This is a genomic window from Nonomuraea rhodomycinica, from assembly GCF_013363995.1.
In the GTDB taxonomy this organism is placed as follows: domain Bacteria; phylum Actinomycetota; class Actinomycetes; order Streptosporangiales; family Streptosporangiaceae; genus Nonomuraea; species Nonomuraea rhodomycinica.
Genome location: NZ_JABWGO010000006.1, coordinates 87,178 through 109,967 on the forward strand (window position 1 = coordinate 87,178; position 22,790 = coordinate 109,967).

General features: G+C 74.1%; 22 protein-coding genes. 7 read left to right on the forward strand and 15 right to left on the reverse strand.

Translation table 11 applies throughout. The features are described from left to right. The first annotated feature begins 92 nt into the window (after positions 1–92). Positions 93–1,412 carry an FAD-dependent monooxygenase gene (locus HT134_RS24405; protein WP_175602785.1) on the forward strand — a complete coding sequence of 440 codons (1,320 nt, stop codon included), beginning with the start codon at positions 93–95 and terminating at the stop codon, positions 1,410–1,412. Here the strand turns inward: HT134_RS24405 and HT134_RS24410 are convergent. Further along, positions 1,337–4,384 (reverse strand): AfsR/SARP family transcriptional regulator, encoded by a 3,048-nt coding sequence (locus HT134_RS24410; protein ID WP_175602786.1) that lies wholly within the window; start codon positions 4,382–4,384, stop codon positions 1,337–1,339. The genes HT134_RS24405 and HT134_RS24410 overlap by 76 nt on opposite strands. Positions 4,385–4,456: 72 nt before the next feature. Beyond that, entirely contained in the window at positions 4,457–5,707 is a 1,251-nt protein-coding gene (locus HT134_RS24415) for an FAD-dependent oxidoreductase (protein ID WP_217708303.1), read from the reverse strand. Positions 5,708–5,771: 64 nt separating this feature from the next. Between HT134_RS24415 and HT134_RS24420 the strand changes: the two genes are divergently transcribed. Further along, positions 5,772–6,389 (forward strand): TetR/AcrR family transcriptional regulator, encoded by a 618-nt coding sequence (locus tag HT134_RS24420; RefSeq protein ID WP_175602788.1) that lies wholly within the window; start codon positions 5,772–5,774, stop codon positions 6,387–6,389. Positions 6,390–6,393: 4 nt separating this feature from the next. Here the strand turns inward: HT134_RS24420 and HT134_RS24425 are convergent, their stop codons facing one another. Then, positions 6,394–7,332 (reverse strand): beta-ketoacyl-ACP synthase III, encoded by a 939-nt coding sequence (locus HT134_RS24425; RefSeq protein ID WP_175602789.1) that lies wholly within the window; start codon positions 7,330–7,332, stop codon positions 6,394–6,396. 88 nt (positions 7,333–7,420) lie between these two features. On the opposite strand from HT134_RS24425, the gene HT134_RS47725 reads away from it, so the two are divergent. Further along, positions 7,421–8,038, forward strand: a complete 618-nt coding sequence (locus HT134_RS47725; RefSeq protein ID WP_175602790.1) for a TetR/AcrR family transcriptional regulator — start codon at positions 7,421–7,423, stop codon at positions 8,036–8,038. Positions 8,039–9,659: 1,621 nt separating this feature from the next. Here HT134_RS47725 and HT134_RS24440 read toward each other — a convergent pair. Together HT134_RS24440 and HT134_RS24445 are read right to left on the reverse strand one after the other, a co-directional pair. After that, on the reverse strand, positions 9,660–10,499 hold the full coding sequence (locus tag HT134_RS24440) for a hypothetical protein (protein ID WP_175602791.1): 840 nt from the start codon (positions 10,497–10,499) through the stop codon (positions 9,660–9,662). Then, positions 10,499–11,053, reverse strand: a complete 555-nt coding sequence (locus HT134_RS24445) for an RNA polymerase sigma factor (RefSeq protein ID WP_175602792.1) — start codon at positions 11,051–11,053, stop codon at positions 10,499–10,501. The genes HT134_RS24440 and HT134_RS24445 overlap by 1 nt, the downstream gene beginning before the upstream one ends. A gap of 114 nt (positions 11,054–11,167) precedes the next feature. On the opposite strand from HT134_RS24445, the gene HT134_RS24450 reads away from it, so the two are divergent. Continuing rightward, the gene (locus HT134_RS24450) at positions 11,168–11,704 is read left to right on the forward strand and encodes a GNAT family N-acetyltransferase (RefSeq protein WP_175602793.1); all 537 of its coding nucleotides are present in this window, start codon (positions 11,168–11,170) and stop codon (positions 11,702–11,704) included. A gap of 119 nt (positions 11,705–11,823) precedes the next feature. On the opposite strand, the gene HT134_RS24455 is transcribed toward HT134_RS24450, so the two are convergent. The 7 genes from HT134_RS24455 to HT134_RS24485 all read right to left on the reverse strand — a co-directional run bounded on the left by HT134_RS24455 (position 11,824) and on the right by HT134_RS24485 (position 16,768). Then, complete coding sequence (locus HT134_RS24455) at positions 11,824–12,036, reverse strand: hypothetical protein (RefSeq protein ID WP_175594816.1); 213 nt, start codon at positions 12,034–12,036, stop codon at positions 11,824–11,826. Positions 12,037–12,156: 120 nt separating this feature from the next. Continuing rightward, on the reverse strand, positions 12,157–12,489 hold the full coding sequence (locus HT134_RS24460) for a DUF3140 domain-containing protein (RefSeq protein WP_175602794.1): 333 nt from the start codon (positions 12,487–12,489) through the stop codon (positions 12,157–12,159). 29 nt (positions 12,490–12,518) lie between these two features. Continuing rightward, on the reverse strand, positions 12,519–13,217 hold the full coding sequence (locus HT134_RS24465; RefSeq protein ID WP_312888389.1) for a response regulator: 699 nt from the start codon (positions 13,215–13,217) through the stop codon (positions 12,519–12,521). A 42-nt stretch (positions 13,218–13,259) separates the two neighbouring features. Continuing rightward, on the reverse strand, positions 13,260–14,432 hold the full coding sequence (locus tag HT134_RS24470; protein WP_312888391.1) for a sensor histidine kinase: 1,173 nt from the start codon (positions 14,430–14,432) through the stop codon (positions 13,260–13,262). 133 nt (positions 14,433–14,565) lie between these two features. After that, a complete protein-coding gene (locus tag HT134_RS24475) occupies positions 14,566–15,150 on the reverse strand; it encodes a hypothetical protein (protein ID WP_175602797.1) in 585 nt (194 codons plus the stop codon). Between the two features lie 166 nt (positions 15,151–15,316). Then, entirely contained in the window at positions 15,317–15,871 is a 555-nt protein-coding gene (locus HT134_RS24480; RefSeq protein WP_175602798.1) for a ferritin-like domain-containing protein, read from the reverse strand. A gap of 87 nt (positions 15,872–15,958) precedes the next feature. Continuing rightward, positions 15,959–16,768, reverse strand: coding sequence for an alpha/beta fold hydrolase (locus HT134_RS24485; protein ID WP_175602799.1), 810 nt, complete (start codon positions 16,766–16,768; stop codon positions 15,959–15,961). A 574-nt stretch (positions 16,769–17,342) separates the two neighbouring features. Between HT134_RS24485 and HT134_RS24490 the strand changes: the two genes are divergently transcribed. From HT134_RS24490 to HT134_RS24500, 3 genes are all read left to right on the forward strand, one after another. Further along, positions 17,343–19,259 carry an ABC transporter ATP-binding protein gene (locus tag HT134_RS24490; RefSeq protein ID WP_312888392.1) on the forward strand — a complete coding sequence of 639 codons (1,917 nt, stop codon included), beginning with the start codon at positions 17,343–17,345 and terminating at the stop codon, positions 19,257–19,259. 71 nt (positions 19,260–19,330) lie between these two features. Next, complete coding sequence (gene ppk2 / locus HT134_RS24495; RefSeq protein ID WP_175602800.1) at positions 19,331–20,146, forward strand: polyphosphate kinase 2; 816 nt, start codon at positions 19,331–19,333, stop codon at positions 20,144–20,146. Then, positions 20,143–20,796, forward strand: a complete 654-nt coding sequence (locus HT134_RS24500; RefSeq protein ID WP_175602801.1) for a dienelactone hydrolase family protein — start codon at positions 20,143–20,145, stop codon at positions 20,794–20,796. The genes ppk2 and HT134_RS24500 overlap by 4 nt, the downstream gene beginning before the upstream one ends. A 4-nt stretch (positions 20,797–20,800) precedes the next feature. On the opposite strand, the gene HT134_RS24505 is transcribed toward HT134_RS24500, so the two are convergent. The 3 genes from HT134_RS24505 to HT134_RS24515 all read right to left on the reverse strand — a co-directional run bounded on the left by HT134_RS24505 (position 20,801) and on the right by HT134_RS24515 (position 22,729). Next, entirely contained in the window at positions 20,801–21,238 is a 438-nt protein-coding gene (locus tag HT134_RS24505; RefSeq protein WP_175602802.1) for a hypothetical protein, read from the reverse strand. A gap of 14 nt (positions 21,239–21,252) precedes the next feature. Next, complete coding sequence (locus HT134_RS24510; RefSeq protein ID WP_175602803.1) at positions 21,253–21,918, reverse strand: YoaK family protein; 666 nt, start codon at positions 21,916–21,918, stop codon at positions 21,253–21,255. 154 nt (positions 21,919–22,072) lie between these two features. Beyond that, a complete protein-coding gene (locus tag HT134_RS24515) occupies positions 22,073–22,729 on the reverse strand; it encodes an HAD family hydrolase (protein WP_175602804.1) in 657 nt (218 codons plus the stop codon). Between the last annotated feature and the right edge of the window lie 61 nt (positions 22,730–22,790).

Sequence of the window (22,790 nt, forward strand, 5' to 3'; positions counted from 1 at the left end):
TTGTGCTCGGCCCGGCGGCCCCGCGGCAGCGGGGCGGCGCCGTGACAGCGGGACGGCAGAGCCGTGGCAGAGCCCTGTCGCAAGGTGGGCCCATGACCAACGTGCTGATCGTCGGCTCCGGGCCGACAGGACTGACCCTGGGGATCGAGCTGGCCCGCCGCGGCGTCGCCTTCCGGATCGTGGAGCGCTCGTCCGGCCCCGCCGAGGGAGTGCGCGGCAAGGGGCTCCAGCCGCGGACGCTGGAGGTGTTCGACGACCTCGGTGTCGTCGACGAGATCCTCGCCACCGGCGGCGCCTACCCGCCCCTCCGGAGCTACCGGGGCGAGCAGGTCGTCTGGGAGGGGCGGATGGACGAGCCGCGCGAGCCGTCCCCCGACGTGCCGTACCCGAACCTCGTCATGCAGCCGCAGTGGCGCACCGAGCGGATCCTCCGCGACCGCCTCGCCGAGCTGGGCGGGCACGTCGAGTACGGCGCGGGAGTCACCGGCGTCGAGCAGGACGCCGAGGGCGTCACGGCCACGCTGGCCACCGGGGAGCGCGTCCGCTGCTCCCACCTCGTGGCCGCCGACGGCGGTCGCAGCACCGTGCGCAAGCTGCTCGGCGTCGGCTTCCTCGGCGACACCCACGACAGCGACCGGGCGGTGCTGGCGGACGTCAGGACCCGCGACCTCGACCGGGACCACTGGCACCTGTGGGGCGACCCGGCCACCAAGGCGCTCCACGTGAGCCTGTGCCCGCTGCCCGGAACCGACGTGTTCCAGCTCGTCGCGCCCTGCACCGGCGAGGACGACCCGCGCCGGATCCTGGCCGAGCACGCGCCGCACGTCACGCTGGACGAGGTGGTCTGGCGCTCGGAGTACCGGGTCAACGTCCGGATGGCCGAGCGGTTCCGGATCGGCCGCGTCTTCCTGGCGGGCGACGCCGCGCACGTCCACTCGCCGGCGGGCGGGCAGGGCCTCAACACCGGCGTGCAGGACGCGTACAACCTCGGCTGGAAGCTCGCCCTCGGCGGGGAACGGCTGCTCGACACCTACGAGCACGAACGCATGCGGGTCGCCGCCGACGTGCTCGGCCTCAGCACCCGCCTGTACCGCGACCGCGAGCACAGGCGCGGCGGCGAGACCGACCAGCTCGCCATCGGCTACCTGGACAGCCCCCTGTCGGAGGGCGAGCGGGGCGGCGAGCGCCTCGGCGGTCACTTCGACGCGCGGCGCGGCACGCACTTCACGCTGTTCGCCGCCACGGGCCGCGACCACGGGGACGCGGTGCGCGTCCACCCGCCGCTCGACGGTCAGCGGGGCGTCGTCCTGGTCCGGCCCGACGGGTACATCGGCTATCACGGCGACGAGAGCGGGCTCAGCGCGTACCTCTCGGGGTGGGGGATCGCGGCGCCCCTGGCCAGCGCCCGCTGAAGGGCGTCCTCGCCCAGGGCGTCACGGCAGCGCGCGAGCAGCGCGGAGTCCCCGGCCCCGGCCCCGCCGCGCAGCGCCCGCGCCGCCCCGGCCAGCTCGGCGGCGAGCGGCGGATCGCAGTGCTCGGCCGCGCCCTCCAGCACGCTCGCGCGGACCGTGCGGTCCGGCGAGGCGTCCATGAGCTCCAAGGCATGGCGCAGCGGCGGCCAGGGGTCGGCCGACACGCGGGCGAGCTCGACGTTCACCAGCGCCTCGAACTGCGGGGGAGCGCCGTCCAGCAGCGCCAGTGCGCGGTGCAGCAGCCGGGCCGCCCCCTCCGGATCGCCCGAGCGGCGGGCCAGCTCGGCCCGCGCGTGCAGCACCCGCGCCACCGCCAGGGGATCGCCGTCACCCGGCCCGGACCTCCCCGCGACCTCTTCGGCCCTGGCCAGGGTGGCGGCGGCGCCGTCGAGGTCTCCCGTGCGGGCCTGGAGGCGGCCCAGCCGGGCGAGGAACAGGATCGGCCCCTCGGGGGCCTCCAGCCCGGCGATCTCCCCGGCCAGCCGCGCGCCCTCCGTGGCCAGGGCCATGGCCCGCGCGTCGTCGCCCGCGTTCTCGGCCTCCAGCGACAGCCAGTGCAGCGTGTACGACAGCCCCCACCGGTCGCCGCTCTCCCGGAACCCGGCCAGCGCCGCCCGCAGCGGCTCACCCGCCTCGGCCGCCGCGCCGAACTCGAACCGCGTGAGCCCGCGCATGAGCTGGGCCGCCGCCCTCGTCCACGGGTCGGGGTGGTCGCGCAGCCGCTCGGCGGCCGCCTCGGCGAGCTCCACGACGTCGGGCGACGGGGCCGGCATCAGCGCGAACGAGGCCACCGCCGCCGGATGGTCCGCACGCCGGACGGCGTCGCCCGGCCGGTCACCCGTGATCAGCCGGCAGAGCCCGTGGGCCAGCTCCCGGCCCGGCGGCGGCGTGCCGCCCACCCGCCGCAGCACCTCCGCCGCCCACCCGGCCGCCTCCGCGCGCCGTCCGCGGATGCTCCACGGCCACAGCCGGGCCAGGAAGAGCCGAAGCGGGTCGTCGGTGCGTTCGAGGGCGGCGTCGAGGTTGCCCTGCTCGGCGTCGAGCACGGCCAGCCAGTGGAGCTGCCCGCCGGTCCGCAGCCCCGGACCGGCCTCCTCGGCCAGCAGCGTGTAGTACCGCGCGTGGGCGCGGCGCACGTCGGGCAGGTCGGCGGCGGCGTACTGCCTGATGGTCTCCAGCATCGTGTAGCGGTCGCCGGACAGGGCGATGAGCGACTTGTCCACCAGCGACGCCAGCACGTCCAGCACGTCGTCCCCGTGCGGCTCGACCCGCGGCCCGCAGACCCGCGCGACGGCCTCCGCGCTCGCGCCGCCCGCGAACACCGTGAACGCGCGCAGCAGCTCCCGCTCCGCGTCCGACAGCAGCTCCCAGCTCCAGTCGATGACCGCGCGCAGCGTGCGGTGCCGCGGCTCGGCGGTCCTGCCGCCGCGGAAGGCGAGCCGGTCGCCGAGCCCGCGCACGAGCTGGGCGACCGGCATGGTGCGCAGCCGGGCCGCGGCCAGCTCGATGGCCAGCGGAACGCCGTCGAGCTCGCGGCAGATCCGGGCCGCTTCGCCGGCCTCGACCCGCGCGTCGGGCCGCGCCGCGGCGGCGCGGTCGCGGAACAGCTCCACGGCCGCCTCCTCCTCCAGCGGGAGCACCCGGTGGAGCGTCTCGCCGGGGATGTCCAGCGGCTCCCGGCCGGTGGCCAGGATCCGCAGCTCGGGCACCGCGCCGAGCAGCGCATGCGCCACCCGGGCGGCCTCCTCGACCAGGTGCTCGCAGTTGTCGAGCACGATCAGCGGCCGCCGGGCGCCGCGCAGCGCCGTCACGGCGTCGGTCGTGCGCAGCGCGCCCTCCACGGCGGTGCGCACGTCTCCGGCGGCGGCCAGCTCGACCAGCCAGAGCGTGCCGTCGAGCGTGTCGGCCGTCTCGACGGCCAGCCGCGTCTTGCCCGCCCCGCCGGGGCCCACGAGCGTCACGAGCCGCGCGCCGTCGCCGGGCGCCGGCGCGGTGAGCAGGGCGCGGAGCCGGGAGACGTCGTGCGACCGGCCCACGAAGCTCGTCATGCGGGCCGGCATCCGCCCGCCCCGCGGCTCCTCCACGGGCCCTTCCCGGAAGGCGTCGGCCGGGGTGGGCCTCTGCGGTGTGGCGCGGGTGGCGGCGGGCTCGTCGCGCAGTGCCGCCAGATGCGCCTCGCGCAGCGCGGGCCCGGGATCGGCGCCCAGCTCGTCGGCGAGGCCGGCCCGTGCCCGCTCGAACGCCTCCAGCGCCTCCCCGCGCCGCCCGGCCGCCACCAGCGCCCGTACGAGCAGCGCGTGGAAGGGCTCCCGCACCGGATGCTCGGCCACCAGCGCCCGCAGCTCGGCCACCACCTCCCCGACCCCGTCGCCCGCGCCCGCCGGGTCATCACGCTCGTCCGGGCCGTCCGCGCCCGGCAGGTCATCACGCTCGTCCGGGCCGTCCGCGCCCGCCGCGGCGGCGTGCCGGTCCAGGTCGGCGGCGATGCGCGTGGCCAGGGCCGTGAGCCGCAGCTCCGCCAGCCGCGCCGCCGGTCCCGCCGCGAACGGCATCGCCGCGACGTCCGCCAGCGCCGCCCCCCGCCACAGCCGCAGGGCCGCCCGCGCCTCGCCGGCCCGTACGAGCCGCTCGAACTCCCACGCGTCCACCTCGGCGGCCGGCACGTCCAGCGCGTACCCGGCGGGATGCGAGGCCACGATCCCCGGCGCCTCGCGCCGCGTCCGGGACACCAGCGACTGCAACGCCGCCGTCGGGTGCTCCGGCGCCTCCTCCGGCCACAGGTCGCCGATCAGCCGGTCGGCCGTCACCACGCGGCCGGGCTCCAGCGCCAGCCGCACGAGCAGGGCGCGCACCCGGGCTCCCTTGACCGCGGCCCCCGCGACCTGGAGGGGCCCCAGGATCCCGATCCGCATCCAGCCCTCCACCCCGGCGGTTCCCGTCGTCGGATCCCCCATTCTCCCCGCCGCCCGCGAGTCTCGCGGACCCTAGGAGAACGCCTTCTCCTTCAGCCGGGGGAAACGCTGAGCCGTGCGCAGGAACGTCTTGAACCCGAGCCGCCCCAGCCGGCTCTCGCCCACGAACTGGCGGGCCGCGTTGAGCGAGTCGCGCACGGCCGCGAAGCCGTACTCCCGCATCCGCTCCTCGTACCAGGCGATGGCCTCGACGGTCTCGCGTCCGCTGGTCAGCGCCTGGAACAGCAGGCGGGCGTCGCGCAGCGCGGTGTTGGCGCCGATGCCGCGCATCGGCGTCATGCTGTGGATGGCGTCGCCGAGCAGGGTGATGGTGGAGGCGGGCCACGGGTCGATCGGGATCGAGGTGCGGATCGGCAGCAGGGAGACGGTCTCCGGGTCCGACAGGGAGACCATCCGGCGCAGGTCCGGGTGCCAGGAGCCGATCATCCGCTCCACGGTGTCCCTGAGCCGCTCGCCGGACATCTCGGAGAGGTCGCCGGGGAAGCGGCCGCGCGCCGCGCCGACGGCCCACAGGATGTAGGCGCTGCTGTTGTCCATCAGCGCGCCGTCCTGCTCGGTCACGCCGATGCCGCCCACCGGGGCGAGCCCGGCCACGTCGTGCGGGGCGACGAACATGCCCATGCCCTTGGGCGGGATGATGCTGTTCGGCCCGTCGGACAGCCGGGGCGCGATGAGCCGCCGGGTCTCGTCCGTCAGCGGGAACTTGCCGGCCACGGTGGTGATGCCCGTGTCCACGCGCAGGGCGTGCGGGAGGTACTGCGCCCGCACCCTGGAGTTGCCGCCGTCGGCGGCGATCACCACGTCGGCCCGCGCGGTGGAGCCGTCGGCGAAGAACAGCTCGATCCGCCCGTCGGGCAGCCGCTCGTAGCGCTCGAAGGTCTTGCCGTAGCGCACCACGTCCTCCAGCCCCGACAGCAGCACCTGGCGCAGCGTGATGCGGCTGACGGAGTGGTGGTCGTCGGCCGGGTCGGCCGCCGGGGGCGTCTCGATGAGGGCGAGCAGGCCGAGCTGCTCGGTGAGGAAGCCGAAGTCCTGGCCGCCCCGGCCGGTCGTGGCCAGGAACGCCTGCCACAGCTCGGGCGGCAGGCAGTCGTGGAGCGCGCGGGCGCCGTTCGGGTCGATGTGCACGCGGTAGCCCTGCACCCGGTCGCCGGGGGTGCGGTCGCGCTCGTAGACCGTCACGTTCCGGCCCGCCTTGCGCAGCCCCTGGGCCAGGCAGAGCCCGCCGATGCCGCCACCGATGATCGCGATGTCGTCTCTCATGGCACCGACTATCAACCATTCGGATGATTCTGTCAACCATCCGGATGGATGATAGGCTTCGACGGTGAGACGAGCACCAGAGGAGAAGCAGCGCGACCCCGAGCGCACCAAGGCGCGCATCCTGGAGGCGGCGTTGCGGGAGTTCGCGGCCAAGGGGTTCGCGGGGGCCCGGGTGAGCGAGATCGCGGCCGGCGCCGGGGTCAACAAGCAGCTCATCTCGTACTACTTCGGCGGCAAGGAGGGCCTCTACCAGGCCCTGACCGGGAGCTGGCAGCGCGAGGAGGGGATGTTCGCCGATCCCGGCGCCAGCCTCGCCGGGCTCGTCGCCGGCTACGTCCGGGCCAACTCCGCCCATCGCGACTACGGCCGGCTCATGGTCTGGCAGGGCCTCACCGACGACGGGCCGCCCGCCGCTGACATGGAGGAGGACTTCCGGCGCGAGGCCGAGCACCTGCGCCGCCGTCAGGAGGCGGGGGAGCTGCCGGCCGACGTCGATCCGCCCGCCGTGCTGCTCGCCCTGTTCGCCATGACCGCGGCCGGGGTGTCGTTCCCGCAGCTCGCACGGGCGGTCACCGGGCTGGACCCGGCCTCGCCCGAGTTCGCCGCGTACTACGCGGAGCAGGTCGCGCGCCTGGTCGGCCACCTGGGCGACCGCCCCGGCGCGGCCTCGGAGGAGAGATAGCGGGTCAGGGGCAGCGGACGACCATCCCCGCGTACGACAGGTTGCCGCCGAAGCCGAACAGCAGCATCGGCGCGCCCCGCCGCACCTGCCCGCGCTCCACCAGCTTGGACAGCGCCAGCGGCACGCTGGCCGCCGAGGTGTTGCCCGAGTCGACCACGTCGCGGGCCACGACCGCGTTGACCGCTCCGATGCGCTCGGCGATGGGCTCGATCATGCGCAGGTTCGCCTGGTGCAGGACCACGGCGGCCAGCTCCTCGGGCGCCACCCCGCCGCGCTCGCACGCCCGCCGGGCGATGGCGGGCAGCTTGGTGGTCGCCCAGCGGTAGACGGCCTGCCCCTCCTGGGCGAAGCGGGTGGGCGTGCCCCCGATGCGCACCGCGTCGCCCAGCTCGGGGAACGAGCCCCAGACGACCGGGCCGATCTCCGGCGCGGACGCCGCGCTCACCACGGCGGCCCCGGCTCCGTCGCCGGTCAGCACGCACGTGGTGCGGTCGGTCCAGTCGGTGACCGCCGTCATCGCGTCGGCGCCGATGACCAGCGCGTGCCTGGCCGCGCCCGCGCGGATCGTGTGGTCGGCCGTGGCCAGCGCGTGCGTGAACCCCGAGCACGACACGCCCACGTCCATGACGGCCGCGCCCGGCACGCCGAGGCGGGCCGCGACGATGGCGGCCACGTTCGGAGCGCGGTCGAGCTGGGTGCACGTCGCCACCAGCACGAGGTCGATGTCGCCGGCCTCCAGTCCGCTGCCGGCCAGGGCCTTGGCCGCGGCGTTCGCGGCCAGCTCCGGCACCCCCTCGCCGGGGGCGGAGACGTGGCGGGTGCGGATGCCCACCCGCTGGGTGATCCACTCGTCGCTGGTGTCCACCATGGCGGCGAGGTCGTCGTTGGTCAGCACCTTGGCGGGCTGGTAGTGGCCGGTGGCGACGATGCGTGATCCGTTCATGCCCGGCGACTATAGCAACCGAACGTTCGGACGCTAAAGTGGCCGCCATGGATTTCGTCCCGCGCCTCCGAGCCCGCATGATGGCCCCATGAGCCCCCGCAGGTCCGTCGCCGACGCGCTCTCCACCCGCGCCGCCATCCTCGACCGCTCCGTGGCCATCGCCTCCCTCGAAGGGCTGGAAGGGCTGACCATCGGCCGCCTCGCGACCGAGCTCGGCATGAGCAAGTCGGGCGTGCTCGGGCACTTCGGCTCCAAGGAGGCGCTCCAGCTCGCGGTGCTGGAGCGGGCGGGGGAGGTGTTCCGCGCCGAGGTGTGGGAGCCGGCCGTGCCGGCCACGCCGGGGCTGCCGCGCCTGGCCGCCCTCTGCGAGGCGTGGATCTCCTACCTGGAACGCGAGGTGTTCCCCGGCGGCTGCTTCTTCGTGGCCGCCGCCCACGAGTTCGACGGGCGCGAGGGGGCGGTGCGGGACGCGATCGAGGCCCGGTTCGACGCCTGGTCCGCGCGGCTGTGCAAGGAGGCCGGGCGCGCGGTGGAGGCCGGCGACCTGCCGGGCGACACGGACCCCGCCGACGTGGCGTTCGAGCTCATGGGCCTGCTCATGGCGCTCAACCACGCCCTCCAGCTGCACCGCGACCCGCGCGCCGCCGACCGCGCCCGCCGCGCCGTGCGCGCCCGCCTGCGCTCGGCGCGCCCGCCGGGCGCCTGAACGAGGGCGGCGGCCAGGCAGGCGACGGGGACGACCGGCAGCACGTAGCGGTGGTCGAAGTCCAGGACCGCGACCGGGCCGATCAGCAGGCCCGCCGCCACGGCCCAGGGCAGCAGCGCCACGCCGGGCCGCCGCACCGCGGCGACCCCGCCCAGCAGGAGGATCACCCCCAGGAACGGGCCGCGCAGGTAGGCGGCGTACTGGTAGGCGACGAGGAAGTCCGCGTACGGCGACACCGACGACAGGCCGCGGATGTCCCGGTCGTACTCCCGCCTGACCTTGTCGATCAGCGGCTGGTCGGGCAGCTCCCCCTGCCCGATCCTGAACCCGAACGCCGGGGTGGTGCGGTCCGGGTGCGGGATCGGGGTCCAGGAGAAGGCGATGGCGGTGTCGCGTACGACGTCGCCCAGGTAGTCCAGCGGCTGGGCGAGGATCGCGTCGATCGCGAACGAGCGGGCGAGGTCGTTGTGCGCGAACCGGCCGCCGGGCAGCAGGTTGAGCGACGCCCCCGGGGCCCACACGTACTCGGAGGCCGCGTCCACCGTCGTCCCGTTGGGGCACAGGCGCGCCAGGTCGGGCGGCGGCTGGATGCGGGCGCAGTCGGCGAAGGTCATCGTGCGGGCCCACAGGGCGACGCCGTCGGCGCCGCTGATGGCGAAACGGCCGTGGTGCCGGGCGTACCAGGCGGCGTAGCCGGCCAGCGGCAGCGACCCCGCCAGGACCAGCGCGACCAGCGGCCGCCATCCCGCGCGCCGTACGGCCAGCACCAGCACGACGAGCAGCAGCAGCGGCAGCGCGATCGTCCGGGTCAGCGCGGCCAGGGCGAAGAGCAGGCCCGCTCCGCCGGCGGCGCGCACGGACAGCCGGGGCGACCACATCAGCACGGCCAGCCCGGCCACGATGAGGAAGATGAACTGCGTGTCCGACAGGACGGCCTGCTCCAGGCGCAGGAAGGAGGCGTCGAACAGCAGCGGCACCGCCGCCGACGCCGCCACCCAGCCGGGCGCCGACCTGCGGCGCAGCACCGCGTACAGCAGCGTCCCGGTGCCCAGGCCGATGACGTGCTGGACGGCCGCGACCAGCTCCACGCTGTGGAACGGCAGCAGCGCCCGCAGCAGCAACGGGTAGCCGATCGGGTGGAACGTCGCCGACGGGGCCGGGTGCACGGCGGTGTCGAGGTAGGTGAAGGAGTCGTACCAGTAGAGCGTGGCGGGGCGGTAGCCGAGCATCGTCACGACCCGCAGCGCGGCGGCCAGGAGCAGCGACGCGGCGAAGACGCGGTGGCCGGCGAGGGCGACCAGGCGGCGCTGAGGGGGAAGCGCCACGCGGGTGTCGGTGAGCACGCGAGATCCGATCGTGGGGGCATGACGGGGGTCCGCGCATGCCGAGGACGACGCATGGCGGTGATGGGGGCACGCGCTCAGCGGCGCGTGGTGATGGGGTCCGCGCTCAGCGCGGGGTGACTGGTGCCGCGCTCAGCGCGCGGTGACTGGTGCCGCGCTCAGCGCGCGGTGACCGGTGCCGCGCTCAGCGCGCAATGACCGGTGCCGCGCTCGGCGCGCGGTGATCCGGGGCGCGCTCGGCCGCGCGCCCCGGGGGAGCTCTCAGTGCCGGGCCGGGATCAGCAGCGGGACGGCGGCGCCGGCTCGCGCCGGGTGGTGGGCTCGGCGCCGACCAGCAGGAGGGCCTGGCCGTCGGCGCTCATGACGCCGTCGTACACGTACCAGCCGCCGGGGGCCGAGGGGGCCGCGCGCTTGCCGTACTGGATGTACGAGGGCGTGACCCCCTTCTCGCGCAGGAGCGCCGAGATGCCGGCGACGCTCTTGTTGACGTAGTCCACGCAGTGCAGAGGTTCGCCGGGCGTGGCGATGCTGGGCGGCAGCTTGTACCTCTCGCCGGGCAGGGCCCGCCTGCCGAGAGTGATCTCGGCCTTCTTGTCGAAGTCGACCGGCACCTTCACGCCGATGGGGCAGCCGGCGAACCGCTCGCACGGCCCCGGGGCGTCGATCGTGGTGATCGGACCTTCGCCGGGCACCATCCGACCGGACATCAACTGGTCCATGTCGTTGATCACGATGAGCTGGCCCGTCAGGCTCGCGGAGGTCGGCACCACGTCGAGCGTGATGTCCAGTCCCCTGGCCCTGAGCTGGCGCTGGTACACCTCGGGCTCGGCCAGCAGGTCCTTCACCGTGATCACGTAGTGGTCGTCCACCAGCTCGATGTCGAGCGCGGCGGAGGCGGGCGCCTGGGCGATGCCGAAGGACAGCAGGGCCGCCAGCGTGGCCAGGACCGGCACGGTCGCCCACCTGCGCGGCCGGGGAACGGCGAGCCAGCCGCGGCGGCGGCGGCGCTCGGGGACGGGGACGGAGGTGATCTCCTCCAGCAGCTCCCTGGCGATCGGCGTGCTGCCGGGACCGGGATCGGGCGCGATGCCGGCCACCAGGCGGTCGATCTCGTGCATCACATGGCCCCCTTCGTCATCGCGACGGCGCGCAGGCCGATGCGGGCCATGTCGACGCCGGCCGTGTCCAGGTGCCTGGCCAGCCGTTTGCGGGCCCGGTGCAGCCGCAGCCGGGTGTTGGCGCGCGAGCAGCCCAGGACGGTGGCGATCTCGTCGGAGCCCAGCCCCTCCCACCCGGCCAGCGCGAGGATCTCCCGGTCGTCGGGGCTCAGCCGCGCGAACGCCTCCTGGACGCCCGCCAGGCCGTCGCCGGCCTCGGTCCGCTCCGCCCACACGGCGAGCTGGTGACCGATCCGCTCCACCAGCTCGCTGCGGCGCGACTCGGCGCGCCGGCCGTTGGCCAGCACGCGGCGGGCCACGCCGAACAGCCACAGGCGCGCGTCCCGCCCCTCGGGGACGTCGTCCAGGCGGCGCCAGGCTGTGGCGAACGTCTCCGCCAGGGCATCGGCGGCGTCCTCGTGGGAGTCGGTACGCCGGCGGATGTAGGCGAGGATGTCGGTGTAGTTGGCAACGTAGATCACCTCGAAGCGCTCCTTGCGGTCATGGTGGGTCACGCTGCCTTCTCTCATCCGGTGGGCCCGTCATCCGGTACCTGTCCGGACCCGCCAGATCGTTTCACCCCACTTTCAGGCGGATTTTCGCCGCCAGGCACACCCTAGGCTTCGATCATGTCCTCTGATTTCATCGTCTTCCCGGCGACTCCGGAGCACGCCGACACGATGGGCGAGATCCACGCGGAGGCCTGGGCCGTCGCCTACCGGCCGTACTTCGCCCCCGCGTTCTTCGAGCGGGCGGTCGCGCACCGGCGCGGCAAGTGGCACGCCGTGCTCGCCGTGCTCGCCGAGGCCGAGGCCGAGGGTGCGGGCGCGGACACGGTGCTGCTCGCCGCCCGTCCCGGCGGGCGGCCGCTGGCGTACGCGTATTTCGGCGCCTCCCCGGAGCGGCCCGGCGACGTGGAGATCTTCGGCTTCTACAACCACCCGGAGGCATGGGGCAGCGGCGTGGCCGGCACGCTCATGGCGGCCACGCTCGACACCCTGCGCGCGCGAGGTTTCCGGCGCGCGCACCTGTGGACGCTGCGCGACACCGCGCAGTCACGCCGCTTCTACGCCAAGAACGGCTTCACCGAGTCGGGCGCCACGCGAGGCCACGACTTCGGCGACGGCAACCCCATCGACCAGGTCGAGTACGAGATCACGCTCTGAGCGGGACCGCGGCCGAGACCGCGACGGGATCGCGACCGCGACGGGATCGCGACCGCGACGGGATCGGGACCGCGACGGGATCGCGACCGGACTGCGACGCCGACCGGCTCCTGGACCGGTCAGCCGGCCCGGAGGCGGTCGAAGAGCTGGAGCGCCGCCTGCCGCACGTCGTCGGGCGACAGCCCGTCCAGCGTCTGCCGGGCGTGGTCGGCGTCCCGCGTCGTGGCCAGCGTGATGGCCACCGACGTCGCGGCGGTACGGTCCAGCGACCCGGCGGGCGCGGCGTCGGCCAGTTCCTGGGCGCTCGCGGCGAGGTCGAGGTTGTCTGTCAACGGGCCTCCTCGGATGCGTACGGCACGGCCCATTGCACCATCTGAAGTCGTGCTCCATCCACCATTTGCCGATTCGCCACGACGAGTCGTCCCTTCCAGGGCCCTCCGGTGACGAGCCGGTCAGGCGGCGCGCAACGGGTCATGGCCCACGGAGAGCTGGAGCCGCCGTGCCTCGTCGTCGGTTCTGTTGTCGAGGGTCTCCACCAGGTCCACGACCTGGCGCATGGTGTCGAGGTCGTCCTCGGTCAGGTCGGTCTTCCGCTTGGCCAGCACGTGCAGGACGCCGCGTCCCAGCTCGTCGATCCCCAGGTCGGTCTCGGCGGGGAAGGTGGTGTCCGCGCCGGCGGCGTCGGCCAGCAGGTAGGCCCGCAGCTCCTCGGAGGTCATGTTCACCACTCCGTGGAACTCCTCCCAGAGCAGGTCGGCGTCGTAGTTCTCGGGGTCAGCACTCATACGCGCCCGCCTACCCGCTCGTTCCCGCGTTACGCGCCCGGCACGGCGAGCCCCGACTCATAGGCGGCGATGACGGCCTGGACCCGGTCGCGCAGGCCGAGCTTGGACAGCACGTTGCTGACGTGCGTCTTCACGGTGTGCTCGCTCACCACCATCGCCTCCGCGATCTCCGCGTTGGACAGCCCGCGGGCGATGAGCTGAAGCGTCTCGCGCTCCCTCGCGGTCAGGACGCCCAGCGCCTCGGCGGGCCGGGCGGCCGGGCGGGACGTGAACGCCGAGATCAGCCGCGTGGTCACCTGGGGCGCCAGCAGCGACTCGCCCCCGGCGACCACCCGCACGGCGTTGACCAGGTCGTCGCGGCGGACGTCCTTGAGCAGGAACCCGCTGGCCCCGGCCCGCAGCGCGTCGTAGACGTAGTCGTCGTGGTCGAACGTCGTCAGCATGAGCACCCGGCAGCGGGCTTCCGCGCAGACGACGCGGGCCGCCTCGATGCCGTCCATGCGGGGCATGCGGATGTCGAGCAGGAGCACGTCGGGGTCGTGCTCGCGCACCGCCGCGACGGCTTCGGCGCCGTCGCCGGCCTCGGCGACCACGTCGATGTCCGGCTGGGCGTCGAGGATCATCGCGAAGCCGCCCCGGACCAGCTCCTGGTCGTCGGCCACCACGATCCTGATGCGGTCGCTCACGGTCCGGCCCTTCTGGTCGCTCTGCTCGCTCTGGTCGCTCACGGTCCGCCCTTCTTGTCGCTCACGTTCCACCGTTCCGGTCGCTCACGAGCCCGCCACCGGGAGCCGTACCGACACCCGGTAGCCCGGCCCGTCCTGGCGGGGGCCGGCCGTGGCGACGCCGCCGCACGCGGCGGCGCGCTCGCGCATCCCGATCAGGCCGTTGCCGCCCGAGGGCAGCGCACGGCCCGCGCCCCGCCCGTCGTCGGTGATGTCGATCATGAGGCTGCCGTTCTCCCAGGTGAGCCGGATGTCGGCGCGGCGCGCGCCGGCGTGCTTCACGGTGTTGGTCAGGGCCTCCTGCGTGATCCGGTAGGCGGCCACCGCGCAGTCGGGCGCGAGCGGCCGCGGCTCTCCGGTCGTGGAGAACGTCACGTCCAGGCCGGCGCCGGTGACCTGCTCGGCCAGCGTGGGCAGGTCCTCGACGGTGGGCTGCGGCACCCTGGGCGCCTCGCCCTCCTTCAGCACGCCGAGCATCCGCCTGAGCTGCGTCATCGCGTCGCGCCCGGCGGCGGCGATCGCGTCGAACGCGGCCTCGGCGCGCGCCGGGTTCGACCGCACCACCACGGGTCCCGCCTCGGCCTGTACCACCATGAGGCTGACCGCGTGGGCGAGGATGTCGTGCATGTCGCGGGCGATGCGGGCCCGCTCGCGCTCGGCGGCTCGTTCGGCCTCCACCTGGCGCTCCCTCTCCAGTCGGGCGGCCCGTTCCTCCAGGGCCGCGGCGTGCGCGCGGGACGTGGCGGTCGCCCGGCCCACCGCGTACGCGGCGACGAACACGATGACGCCACGCAGCGCGGTCTCCGACGAACCGACCACCAGCATGCCGCCGACGAGCGTCACGACCAGCATGACCAGCCGCTTCCAGCGCGGCGAGCGGGCGGCGACGGTGTAGAAGGCGACGGTCGCGCCGTACCAGATGGGCTGCCGGGCGACGTCGTCGGCCAGGTCGTACAGGGCGCCGACGCACAGGCTCGTGACCAGGACCGCCACGGGCGCCCGCCGCCGCCACACCAGGGGCAGCGAGGCGCCGGCCGCGACCGCGTAGCCCCACCAGTCCCACGGGCGCCCGGTCGAGCTGACCCCGGTCAGGAGCGGCCAGAGCTGTGCCAGCAGGATCACCGCGGTCAGCGCCGCGTCGACCCAGAGGGGCGGCAGCTCGGCCAGCCGCCGGCGCGCGGCCTCGACGAAGGGCGGATACGACGGCGGGGAGGACACGGCGTCCCAGTCTGCCGCATGTCCGGCAGGTCGCCTCGGCCGGCCTTCGCCGCGTACCAGCCGCCCCTTCCCGCGTCCGAGCCGCTCCTTCCCGCGGCCGGCTTCTGCGCGGCCGGCTTCTGCGTGTCCGGCCTCAGGCATGGGCGAGGGCGTGGCGCGGGGTCGCCGCACCGCGGCGGGAGAGCTGCACGAACGAGACCAGCAGCAGAAGGGCGCCGGCCGGGATCAGGTCGCGGTCGATGAGCGGCAGCGTGAAGTCCAGGAACACGAGGACGGGCGTCCAGGCCCGCGCCTGCCGCCGCACGGCGAGCTGGGTGACGAGCACGAACTGCGCGACGTAGAACAGGAACGGCCCGGCGTCGTAGACGGCCAGCGACACCCCCGGCACGGCCTTGACCTGGTCGAACAGCGGTCCCATGGCCGCGTGGTCGGCGGCAGTGAAGCCCACCGCGATGTCGACGGCGAACTGCGCGAACGCGCACGCGATGCCGGCCACACCCACGGCCACGGCCGTGGTGGCGAGCGCGTTGCGGTCCAGCCGCCGCCGCAGCTCCCAGAAGATGGGGACGAACAACACCAGGGCCGCCATGAACGCCAGATGCCCGGTGGTCCAGGCCGGGCCGGGCCCCCTCTCGCCGTCGAACCCGTCGACGATGCGGATCACCCCGTACGCGAAGATCAGCAGGGGGGCGGCGACGAAAGCGGTGCGGATGTTCACGGAGGGCCTCCAGGGGGCGTGGTGCTTACCCCGGTAATCCTCCGAGTTCGCTGGTCAGAGCGGATCGCCGCGACGAGCGATCCTCGATCTCACTCCTGGGAGGGAGTCTCTCGCCCGCACGACCGGTCCGCGTGGGTGAGGCCGGCGGGCGAGGGGCGGCGGCCCTTCAGAGCGGCGACGCCGGCGGGCCCTGGGGGATGCGTTCGAGCAGGCTCTGCATGTCGTCGGCATGCTCCTCCTCCTTGGCGAGCAGCTCCTCGAACACCCGCCGCGTCGTGATGTCGCGCTCGCCCAGCCACTGGATGATCTCCGTGTACGTGGCCACGGCGACCCGCTCGGCCACGAGATCTTCCTTGATCATGTCGATGAGCCCGCGGCTGGCGTCGTACTGGGAGTGGGCGCGCGCGGTGAGCGTGTCGGGGTTGAAGTCCGGCTCGCCGCCGAGCTGGACGATCCGGGCCGCGAGCTTGTCCGCGTGCTCCTGCTCCTCGCCGGCGTGCTCCAGGAACTCCTGCGCGACGGACTCCGACTGGATCCCGGAGGCGGTGTAGTAGTGGCGCTTGTAGCGCAGCACGCACACCAGCTCGGTGGCCAGGGCCTCGTTGCACACCTGGATCACGCGCTCCAGGTCGGCGCCGTACGCGTCGGTGATGGGACCCTTGTCGATCTCCGCGCGGGCCCGTTCACGGATGGTGGTGATGTCGGTCAGGAACTCAGCCATGGGCTCCCTATGCCCACAGGACGGGTGAAGACTCGCCCCGCCGCAGGTGGAAGCGGGTGTCTCGGGCCGGCGGCGGCGTACGGGCGATCAGCGGAAGAACTCGGTGAGGACGGGGGCGAGGGCCGCGGTCTTGACCAGGTGGGTCTGCCCCTCCAGGGTGCGATGGCGGGCCGCGGGCAGCGTCCCGGCCAGCGCCCGGACGCCGTTGCGCATCCACGCGGGGCTCTTGCCGCCGTCGATCACCAGCGTGGGCACAGTGACGCCCGCCCAGGACCCCGCCGGGAGCGGCTCGCCCCGCTCGTACGCCGTGACGAACGCGGCGTCGTACGCCAGCGTGTGCGCCACGGCCTTCAGCCCCGACCAGTTCGGCATGAACCGCATCATCGCCACCATGACGGCCGGCAACCCGACGGCCGAGCGCATGAAGTAGCGGACCGCCTCGGCGCGGCGCCCGGCGCCGACCAGCTCCCGCAGGCGCTCCTGGTAGTCGGCCGGGATCGGCGGCCGTGAGCCGTCCACGATGAACGGCGGCTCGTACACCGCGAGCCTGGCCACCGGCACGCCCGCCTCGGCGGCGGCGAGGGCCAGGGCCGCTCCGGAGGAGATGCCGTACAGGCGCACGTCGCCGCCCGCCTCCTCCACCAGCGCGGCCAGGTCGTCGATCTCGCGCCGCGGGTCGATCGCCGACCCGGCGGCCGGGGGAGTGTCGCCGCTGTCGCCGCGTCCCCGGCGGTCGTAGGTGTAGACGGTGAAGTCGCGGGCGAGCGCCTCGGCCAGCGCGGTGTTGGGGCCGGCGGCGCGGTGGCAGAGCGCTCCGTCCACGAGCACGACGGGCGGGCCCTGGCCGACGCGGGTGTAGGCGATCGCGGTGCCGTCGCTGGAAACGACCTTGTTCATGACTACCTCCTCAGGTGCGTCGAGCGTCTCACCGACAAAAATATTTGTCAAGCCTGGAGCTGGGGCGACGCCCGCCGCGGTCCCGCGGGAGGGTTCGCGTGAGGGATGCGCGCGGACGGGCGAGGGAGCGCACGTATCCGGCCCGTCATGTGCGTCCGGGGAGGCGTCGCGCGAGGCGGTCCGCGCGCATGTCCGGCCGTACCCCGGCGACGACCCGGGGGCGATAGCCGCGCGGCCGTGTATAACGAACACCATTGGCGCGCAAAAACATTCTTCAAGTCGCGCCTAATCGCCTCCCCGGAGGGTCGGAGCGAGTGCGGAACCCCAGGTGGAGGCGGGTCTCGCGGCTAAACCGGGGCCGAAGTATGGAATGGCGCCCGGATCTTTGCTGGCGATTTACCGCTGCCAAGCAACCGGCTATTTGACCGGGCCTCCCGGTCAAGTCTGATTTGCTCTCCGCGATAAGTGGTGATTTATCGTCTTATGGGTGGTACGGTCCCGTTTGACAGTGAAAGTCCAACTCGGGGGAGGGGACTATGGGCACCACAAATGGATTCCGGCAGGGCTGGGGGCCGTGCTGGAGGCGTCGTCGCTGCGGTTGGGGCGGCGGCTGTGGATGGCGCCGGCGCTGGGGCGGCTGCGGCTGGGGTGGCTGCGGCGGCGGCTGGGGCGGCGGAGGTTGGTGGTGGTAAATCCACCTGAGAGCCGGCGGGTCTCCCGCCGGCTCTCCCTCTCGCCCGGGGGCCGAACGGTCCGCCCCACGCTCGCGCCGGCGGTGACCATCCGCCGGACGTTCCGCGAGTTCTGGCCGGGTACACGGGGACTGCGCCGGCTCTTCGTGGCCGGCACGGTCCTCGCCATCCTGGCGGCGGTCTGCGAGGTCGCCGCGATCGCGCTGTTCGGCCACATCACCGACAAGGTGCTCACCACCCGCGTGCTGTCCGCCTTCTGGGCGCCGGCGCTCGCCTGGCTGGCCCTCGCGGTGGTGGCCGGAGTCATGTCGTTCGGCGGGTCGTACGTCACCGCGCTCGGCGCCGAACGCTTCCTGCTCAGCCTGCGCGACCGGGTGTTCGCCCACGTCCAGACACTGTCACCCGACTTCTTCGAGAGCCGGCGCCTCGGCGACCTGATGGCCCGGCTGACCGACGACATCGAGGCCATCGAGCAGCTCGTCGGCTCCGGCCTGGTCAAGGTGCTCACCACGGTCGTCAGCGTGGTCTTCTTCGCCGGCGCGGCGTTCTTCATCCGGTGGGACCTCGCGCTCGTCACGCTGGCGCTGGTCCCGGCGTTCCTGCTGGTGTCGAAGATGTTCGCCGCGCGCTTCCGCGTGGCCGCCGCCAACGAGCGGCTCAGCAACGGCGCCATGAACAGCGTCATCGAGGAGAGCCTGGCCAACCAGGCGCTCGTCCAGGCCTACAACCGGCAGACCACCGAGTCGCGCCGGCTGCACCGCGAGGGCCGCGGCTGGCTGCGCGCCAACATGTGGCAGGCCCGGCTGTCCGGCCTGTACGGCCCGATGGTGCAGGTCCTGCAGACCATCTGCATGGTCGTCATCCTCGGCGTCGGCGCCTGGGAGATCGCCGAGGGCCGGCTGACGATCGGCGGGCTGCTCGCCTTCGCCGCGTACCTGGGACTGCTCTACCCGGCCGTGCAGAGCCTGGGGGAGATCGCCCTGACCGTGTCCGAGGCGGCGGCCGGATCCGACCGCGTCATGGAGATCCTCGACTCCCGGCCCAACGTGAACGACCGCGCCACCGCACTGACCCTGGTGTCGCGCAGCCACGGGCGGATCGAGTTCGAGGACGTCGGCTTCACCTACCCGGGCCGCCACCGGCCGACGCTGCGGCACCTGTCGCTCACCGCCGAGCCGGGCGAGCTGATCGTCTGCACCGGGCCCAGCGGGGCGGGCAAGTCCACGCTGGCCAAGCTGCTGCTGAGGTTCTACGATCCCGACCAGGGCCGGATCCTGCTCGACGGCGTCGACATCCGCGACCTGACCCGGGCCTCCCTGCGCGAGGCCATCACGATCCTGCACCAGGAGAGCATGCTGTTCTCCGGCAGCGTGCGGGAGAACATCGCCTACGGCCGTCCCGGCGCCACGTTCGACGAGGTGGTCAAGGCCGCCGTCCTCGCCGGGGCGCACGAGTTCATCACCGCGCTGCCCCGCGGGTACGACACGCCGGTCGGCCAGCGCGGCCGGCAACTGTCCGGTGGCCAGCGGCAGCGCATCGCCATCGCCCGCGCCCTCGTGCGCGACGCGCCCGTGCTCGTCCTCGACGAGCCGATGACCGGGCTCGACGAGGTCACGGCCGCCCGCGTCATGGAGCCGCTGCGACGGCTCATGACCGGGCGCACCACGATCCTCATCACGCACGACCTGCGGCACGTGCCGGAGGGGGCCCGCACGATCGTGCTCGAACCGCTGCGCTCCCAGGCCCGCATCCGCCTCAAGCGCCTCGGGGCCCGGCTCGCGGCCGGCGCCGGCGTCTGAGTCACCATGGTCCCGCCGCATCACGCCGGTGCGGCGGGGCAGGCGGGACGTGAGGCGGGCAGGTGGTACGGATGACGAAGAACTCCGGGAAGCTGAGACGCAAGCCGTACGAGGAGGAGCTCCTGCGGCTGCAGGGCGAGCTCGTCAAGCTCCAGGAATGGGTGCGCGACGAGGGACGGCGGGTCGTCGTCATCTTCGAAGGGCGCGACGCCGCCGGCAAGGGCGGCACGATCAAGCGCGTCGCCGAGTACCTCAACCCCCGCGTCGCGCGCATCGTCGCCCTGCCCGCGCCCACCGAGCGCGAGCGGACGCAGTGGTACTTCCAGCGCTACGTCGACCACCTGCCCGCCGCCGGGCAGATCGTGCTGTTCGACCGCAGCTGGTACAACCGGGCCGGTGTCGAGCGGGTCATGGGCTTCTGCACGCAGGAGGAGTACACCCGCTTCCTCCACCAGTGCCCCATCTTCGAGCGGCTGCTGGTGGAGGACGGGATCCTGCTGCGCAAGTACTGGTTCTCCGTCAGCGACGCCGAGCAGGAGCGCCGCTTCCGCGACCGGCTGGAGGACCCGATGCGGCGCTGGAAGCTGTCCGAGATGGACCTGCAGTCGTTCATCCGCTGGGAGGAGTACTCCCGGGCCAAGGACGAGATGCTCGTCCACACCCACATCCCGGAGGCGCCCTGGCACGAGGTGGACAGCGACGACAAGCGGCGGGCCCGGATCAACATGATCGCCCACCTGCTGTCGTCGATCCCGTACCGCGAGGTGGACCGGCCGTCGCTCGCCATCCCGGCCCGGCCGCCGGAGACGGGGTACCGGCGGATGGCCCGCATGGACATCTCCGTACCCGACGCGGCGTCCGGCCTGCCGGTGAAGGGCGCGACGTGAACCAGGCGCTCCGGGTGCACGTGGGCGGCGGTGTCCGGCTGGACGCCGACCTCGCCCTTCCGCCCGGCCCGGCGGGTCGGCCCCACGGGCTGGTGCTGTTCGCCCACGGCAGCGGCAGCAGCCGCCACAGCCCGCGCAACCGGCACGTCGCCGAGCGGCTGCGGGCGGCCGGCCTGGCCACCCTGCTCGCCGACCTCCTCACCCTGGAGGAGGAGCGGGAGGACGCGGTGACGCGGGAGCTGCGGTTCGACATCGGCCTGCTGGCGCGGCGGCTGGAGGCGCTGAGCGACTGGGCGCAGACCGACGCCCGTACCGAGGGGCTGCCGACCGGGCTCTTCGGCGCCAGCACGGGCGCGGCGGCGGCCCTCGTCACCGCCGCGTCCCTGCCGGACAGGGTGCACGCGGTGGTCTCGCGCGGCGGCCGGCCCGACCTCGCGGGGGAGCGCCTCGGGCGCGTACGCCAGCCCACGCTGCTGATCGTCGGCGGCGCCGACCCGCTGGTCCTCGACCTCAACCGTCAGGCGATGGAACGGCTGGCGGGGGAGAAGCGGCTGGAGATCGTGCCGGGGGCGACGCACCTGTTCGAGGAGCCCGGCGCCCTGGACGAGGTGGCCCGCCTGGCCACGGCCTGGTTCAGCGCGTACCTGTAGCCGCTCACGTAGCGGGAAGAGCGGTCGCCAGCAGCACGACCGCGACCGACCCGACCAGCCCGGCCAGCGCCGTCGCCCGCGCGAACACCGCCCGCCCCGCCACGCTGGCCCACCCGTGCAGCGCGGCCGCCACCATGACCAGGCCGAACACCAGCAGCTTGGCCGCGAGGACCCGCCCGTACCCCGGCTCGGCCAGCGACCCCCAGGTGACGCCCTTGTGCGCGGCGATGGCCACGCCCGTGGCGATCTGCACCGGCAGGAACACCGCCACGGTGAACACCCCGAACCGCTGGCCCACCGCCTTCAGCAGCCCGCCCCGCCGCTCCTCGTCCAGCAGGCGCCGCGCCAGCGGCAGCACCACCAGCGACACGGTGAGCTGCCCGCCCACCCACAGCGCGGCCGACAGCACGTGCAGGAACCGGACCACCGTCCACCAGGTCATGCCGCACCCCCGTCTCATGGCCGACGTCGCGACAGGTAAGCGTACGCGCCGCCGGTGGCGGCCTGGATGCCGGTGGCCGCCACCAGCGCGACGCCCGGCCCCCAGCGCAGGATCAGCCACGCGCCGCCGCCCGCGCCCGCCAGCAGCAGCAGGACGGCCCCGAGCCGCCGCCCCCACCCGGCCCCGTCGCCCCCGGCCAGCGCGGAGCGCGCGCCGAGCGCGGCCAGCGTGCTGGTGATCACGGTGGTGGTGATGTCCGACACCCCCGCGAGCCGGATGCTCGCCGTGCGCAGCCCCATCGCCAGCCCCAGCAGGCCGATCGCCGCGAACCGGCGTCCCGGCGTGAGCCCGGCGAACGCCACGGCGGTGGCCGCCACCAGCAGCACGGACTCCACGACCAGCGCCGGCACCGGCGGGCGCGGCACGGCCCCGGCCAGCCGCCCGGACACCACCGTCCCGGCGACGAACCCCGCCAACGCCACCAGGCAACCCGGGGTGGAGAAGTCCGGCGAGCCGCCGAGAGCCATGCCGAGAACGACGACGTTCCCCGTCATGTTGGCCACGAAGACGTGCCCGAGGCCCAGAAAGGAGACGGCGTCCAGGATGCCGCTCACCAGCGTCAACGACAGCGGCAGCACCGCCCGCCCGGCCCGCGGCTCCTCCCGGCCCACCCGCCTCACCCCCGCCCCTCACGGTACGGACGGCACCCCCCGGACACGGCGAACGCCACGAACGCGATGAACGCCGTCACCCCGACGCGGTGATGACCTCGACGGTCACGCCGACGCGGTGATGACCTCGACGGTCACGCCGACGCGGTGATGACCTCGACGGTCACGCCGACGCGGTGATGACCTCGATGGCCCGCTCGACATCGGCGACCGCATGATCAGGCGCCGCCACGTCGGAGGGCCACGCCTGCATGCCCCGATCGACCCACACGGTCCGCAGTCCCGCCGCCCGCCCACCCGCGACGTCATTGACCGGATCGTCCCCCACGACCCACCCTCCGCCCCCGAGACGGGCGCCGCACCGCTCGGCCGCGATCGCGAACAACCGCGCGTCCGGCTTCCGCACCCCCTCGGCCCCGGAGATCGCCCACCCGTCCACCCGCTCGGCCAGCCCCGACCACCGGATCTTCCTGAGCTGGTTGTCCTCCATCCCGTTGGTGACGACGCCGATCCGCCACCCGGCGTCCCGCAACCCCTCCAGCGCCCGCAGCACCGGCTCCCGGCACACCACGAGCCGCGGCATCCCGTCCCGGTACTCCTCCCACAGCTCCTCGGCGGGCTCCGGCAGCGAGAACCGCTCCCGTACCCGGCCGAAGAAGACGTCCATCGGCAGGCCGCCGTCACCGTCCAGCCGCACCATCCACTCGACGGCCCCGTCGCCCAGCCCCCGCCGATCCGCGAACTCCCGCACCCAGCGCCGGAACGCGTCCAGCCGATCGACGAGCGTGTTGTCCAGATCGAAGAGCACCAGTCGCCGCATGATCGTGAACTCTAGAGGCGCCGATGCCCGGGCGCCCGGAGGCGTTCCCGCTCCCGGAGGT

What these genes read in the sequence shown, in the direction of transcription:
- HT134_RS24405 (WP_175602785.1), top strand. Translation starts at nt 93, where the DNA reads ATGACCAACGTGCTGATCGTCGGCTCCGGGCCGACAGGACTGACCCTG.
- HT134_RS24410 (WP_175602786.1), bottom strand. Translation starts at nt 4,384, where the DNA reads ATGCGGATCGGGATCCTGGGGCCCCTCCAGGTCGCGGGGGCCGCGGTC.
- HT134_RS24415 (WP_217708303.1), bottom strand. Translation starts at nt 5,707, where the DNA reads ATGAGAGACGACATCGCGATCATCGGTGGCGGCATCGGCGGGCTCTGC.
- HT134_RS24425 (WP_175602789.1), bottom strand. Translation starts at nt 7,332, where the DNA reads ATGAACGGATCACGCATCGTCGCCACCGGCCACTACCAGCCCGCCAAG.
- HT134_RS47725 (WP_175602790.1), top strand. Translation starts at nt 7,421, where the DNA reads ATGAGCCCCCGCAGGTCCGTCGCCGACGCGCTCTCCACCCGCGCCGCC.
- HT134_RS24440 (WP_175602791.1), bottom strand. Translation starts at nt 10,499, where the DNA reads ATGCACGAGATCGACCGCCTGGTGGCCGGCATCGCGCCCGATCCCGGT.
- HT134_RS24450 (WP_175602793.1), top strand. Translation starts at nt 11,168, where the DNA reads ATGTCCTCTGATTTCATCGTCTTCCCGGCGACTCCGGAGCACGCCGAC.
- HT134_RS24460 (WP_175602794.1), bottom strand. Translation starts at nt 12,489, where the DNA reads ATGAGTGCTGACCCCGAGAACTACGACGCCGACCTGCTCTGGGAGGAG.
- HT134_RS24480 (WP_175602798.1), bottom strand. Translation starts at nt 15,871, where the DNA reads ATGGCTGAGTTCCTGACCGACATCACCACCATCCGTGAACGGGCCCGC.
- HT134_RS24485 (WP_175602799.1), bottom strand. Translation starts at nt 16,768, where the DNA reads ATGAACAAGGTCGTTTCCAGCGACGGCACCGCGATCGCCTACACCCGC.
- ppk2 (WP_175602800.1), top strand. Translation starts at nt 19,331, where the DNA reads ATGACGAAGAACTCCGGGAAGCTGAGACGCAAGCCGTACGAGGAGGAG.
- HT134_RS24505 (WP_175602802.1), bottom strand. Translation starts at nt 21,238, where the DNA reads ATGACCTGGTGGACGGTGGTCCGGTTCCTGCACGTGCTGTCGGCCGCG.
- HT134_RS24515 (WP_175602804.1), bottom strand. Translation starts at nt 22,729, where the DNA reads ATGCGGCGACTGGTGCTCTTCGATCTGGACAACACGCTCGTCGATCGG.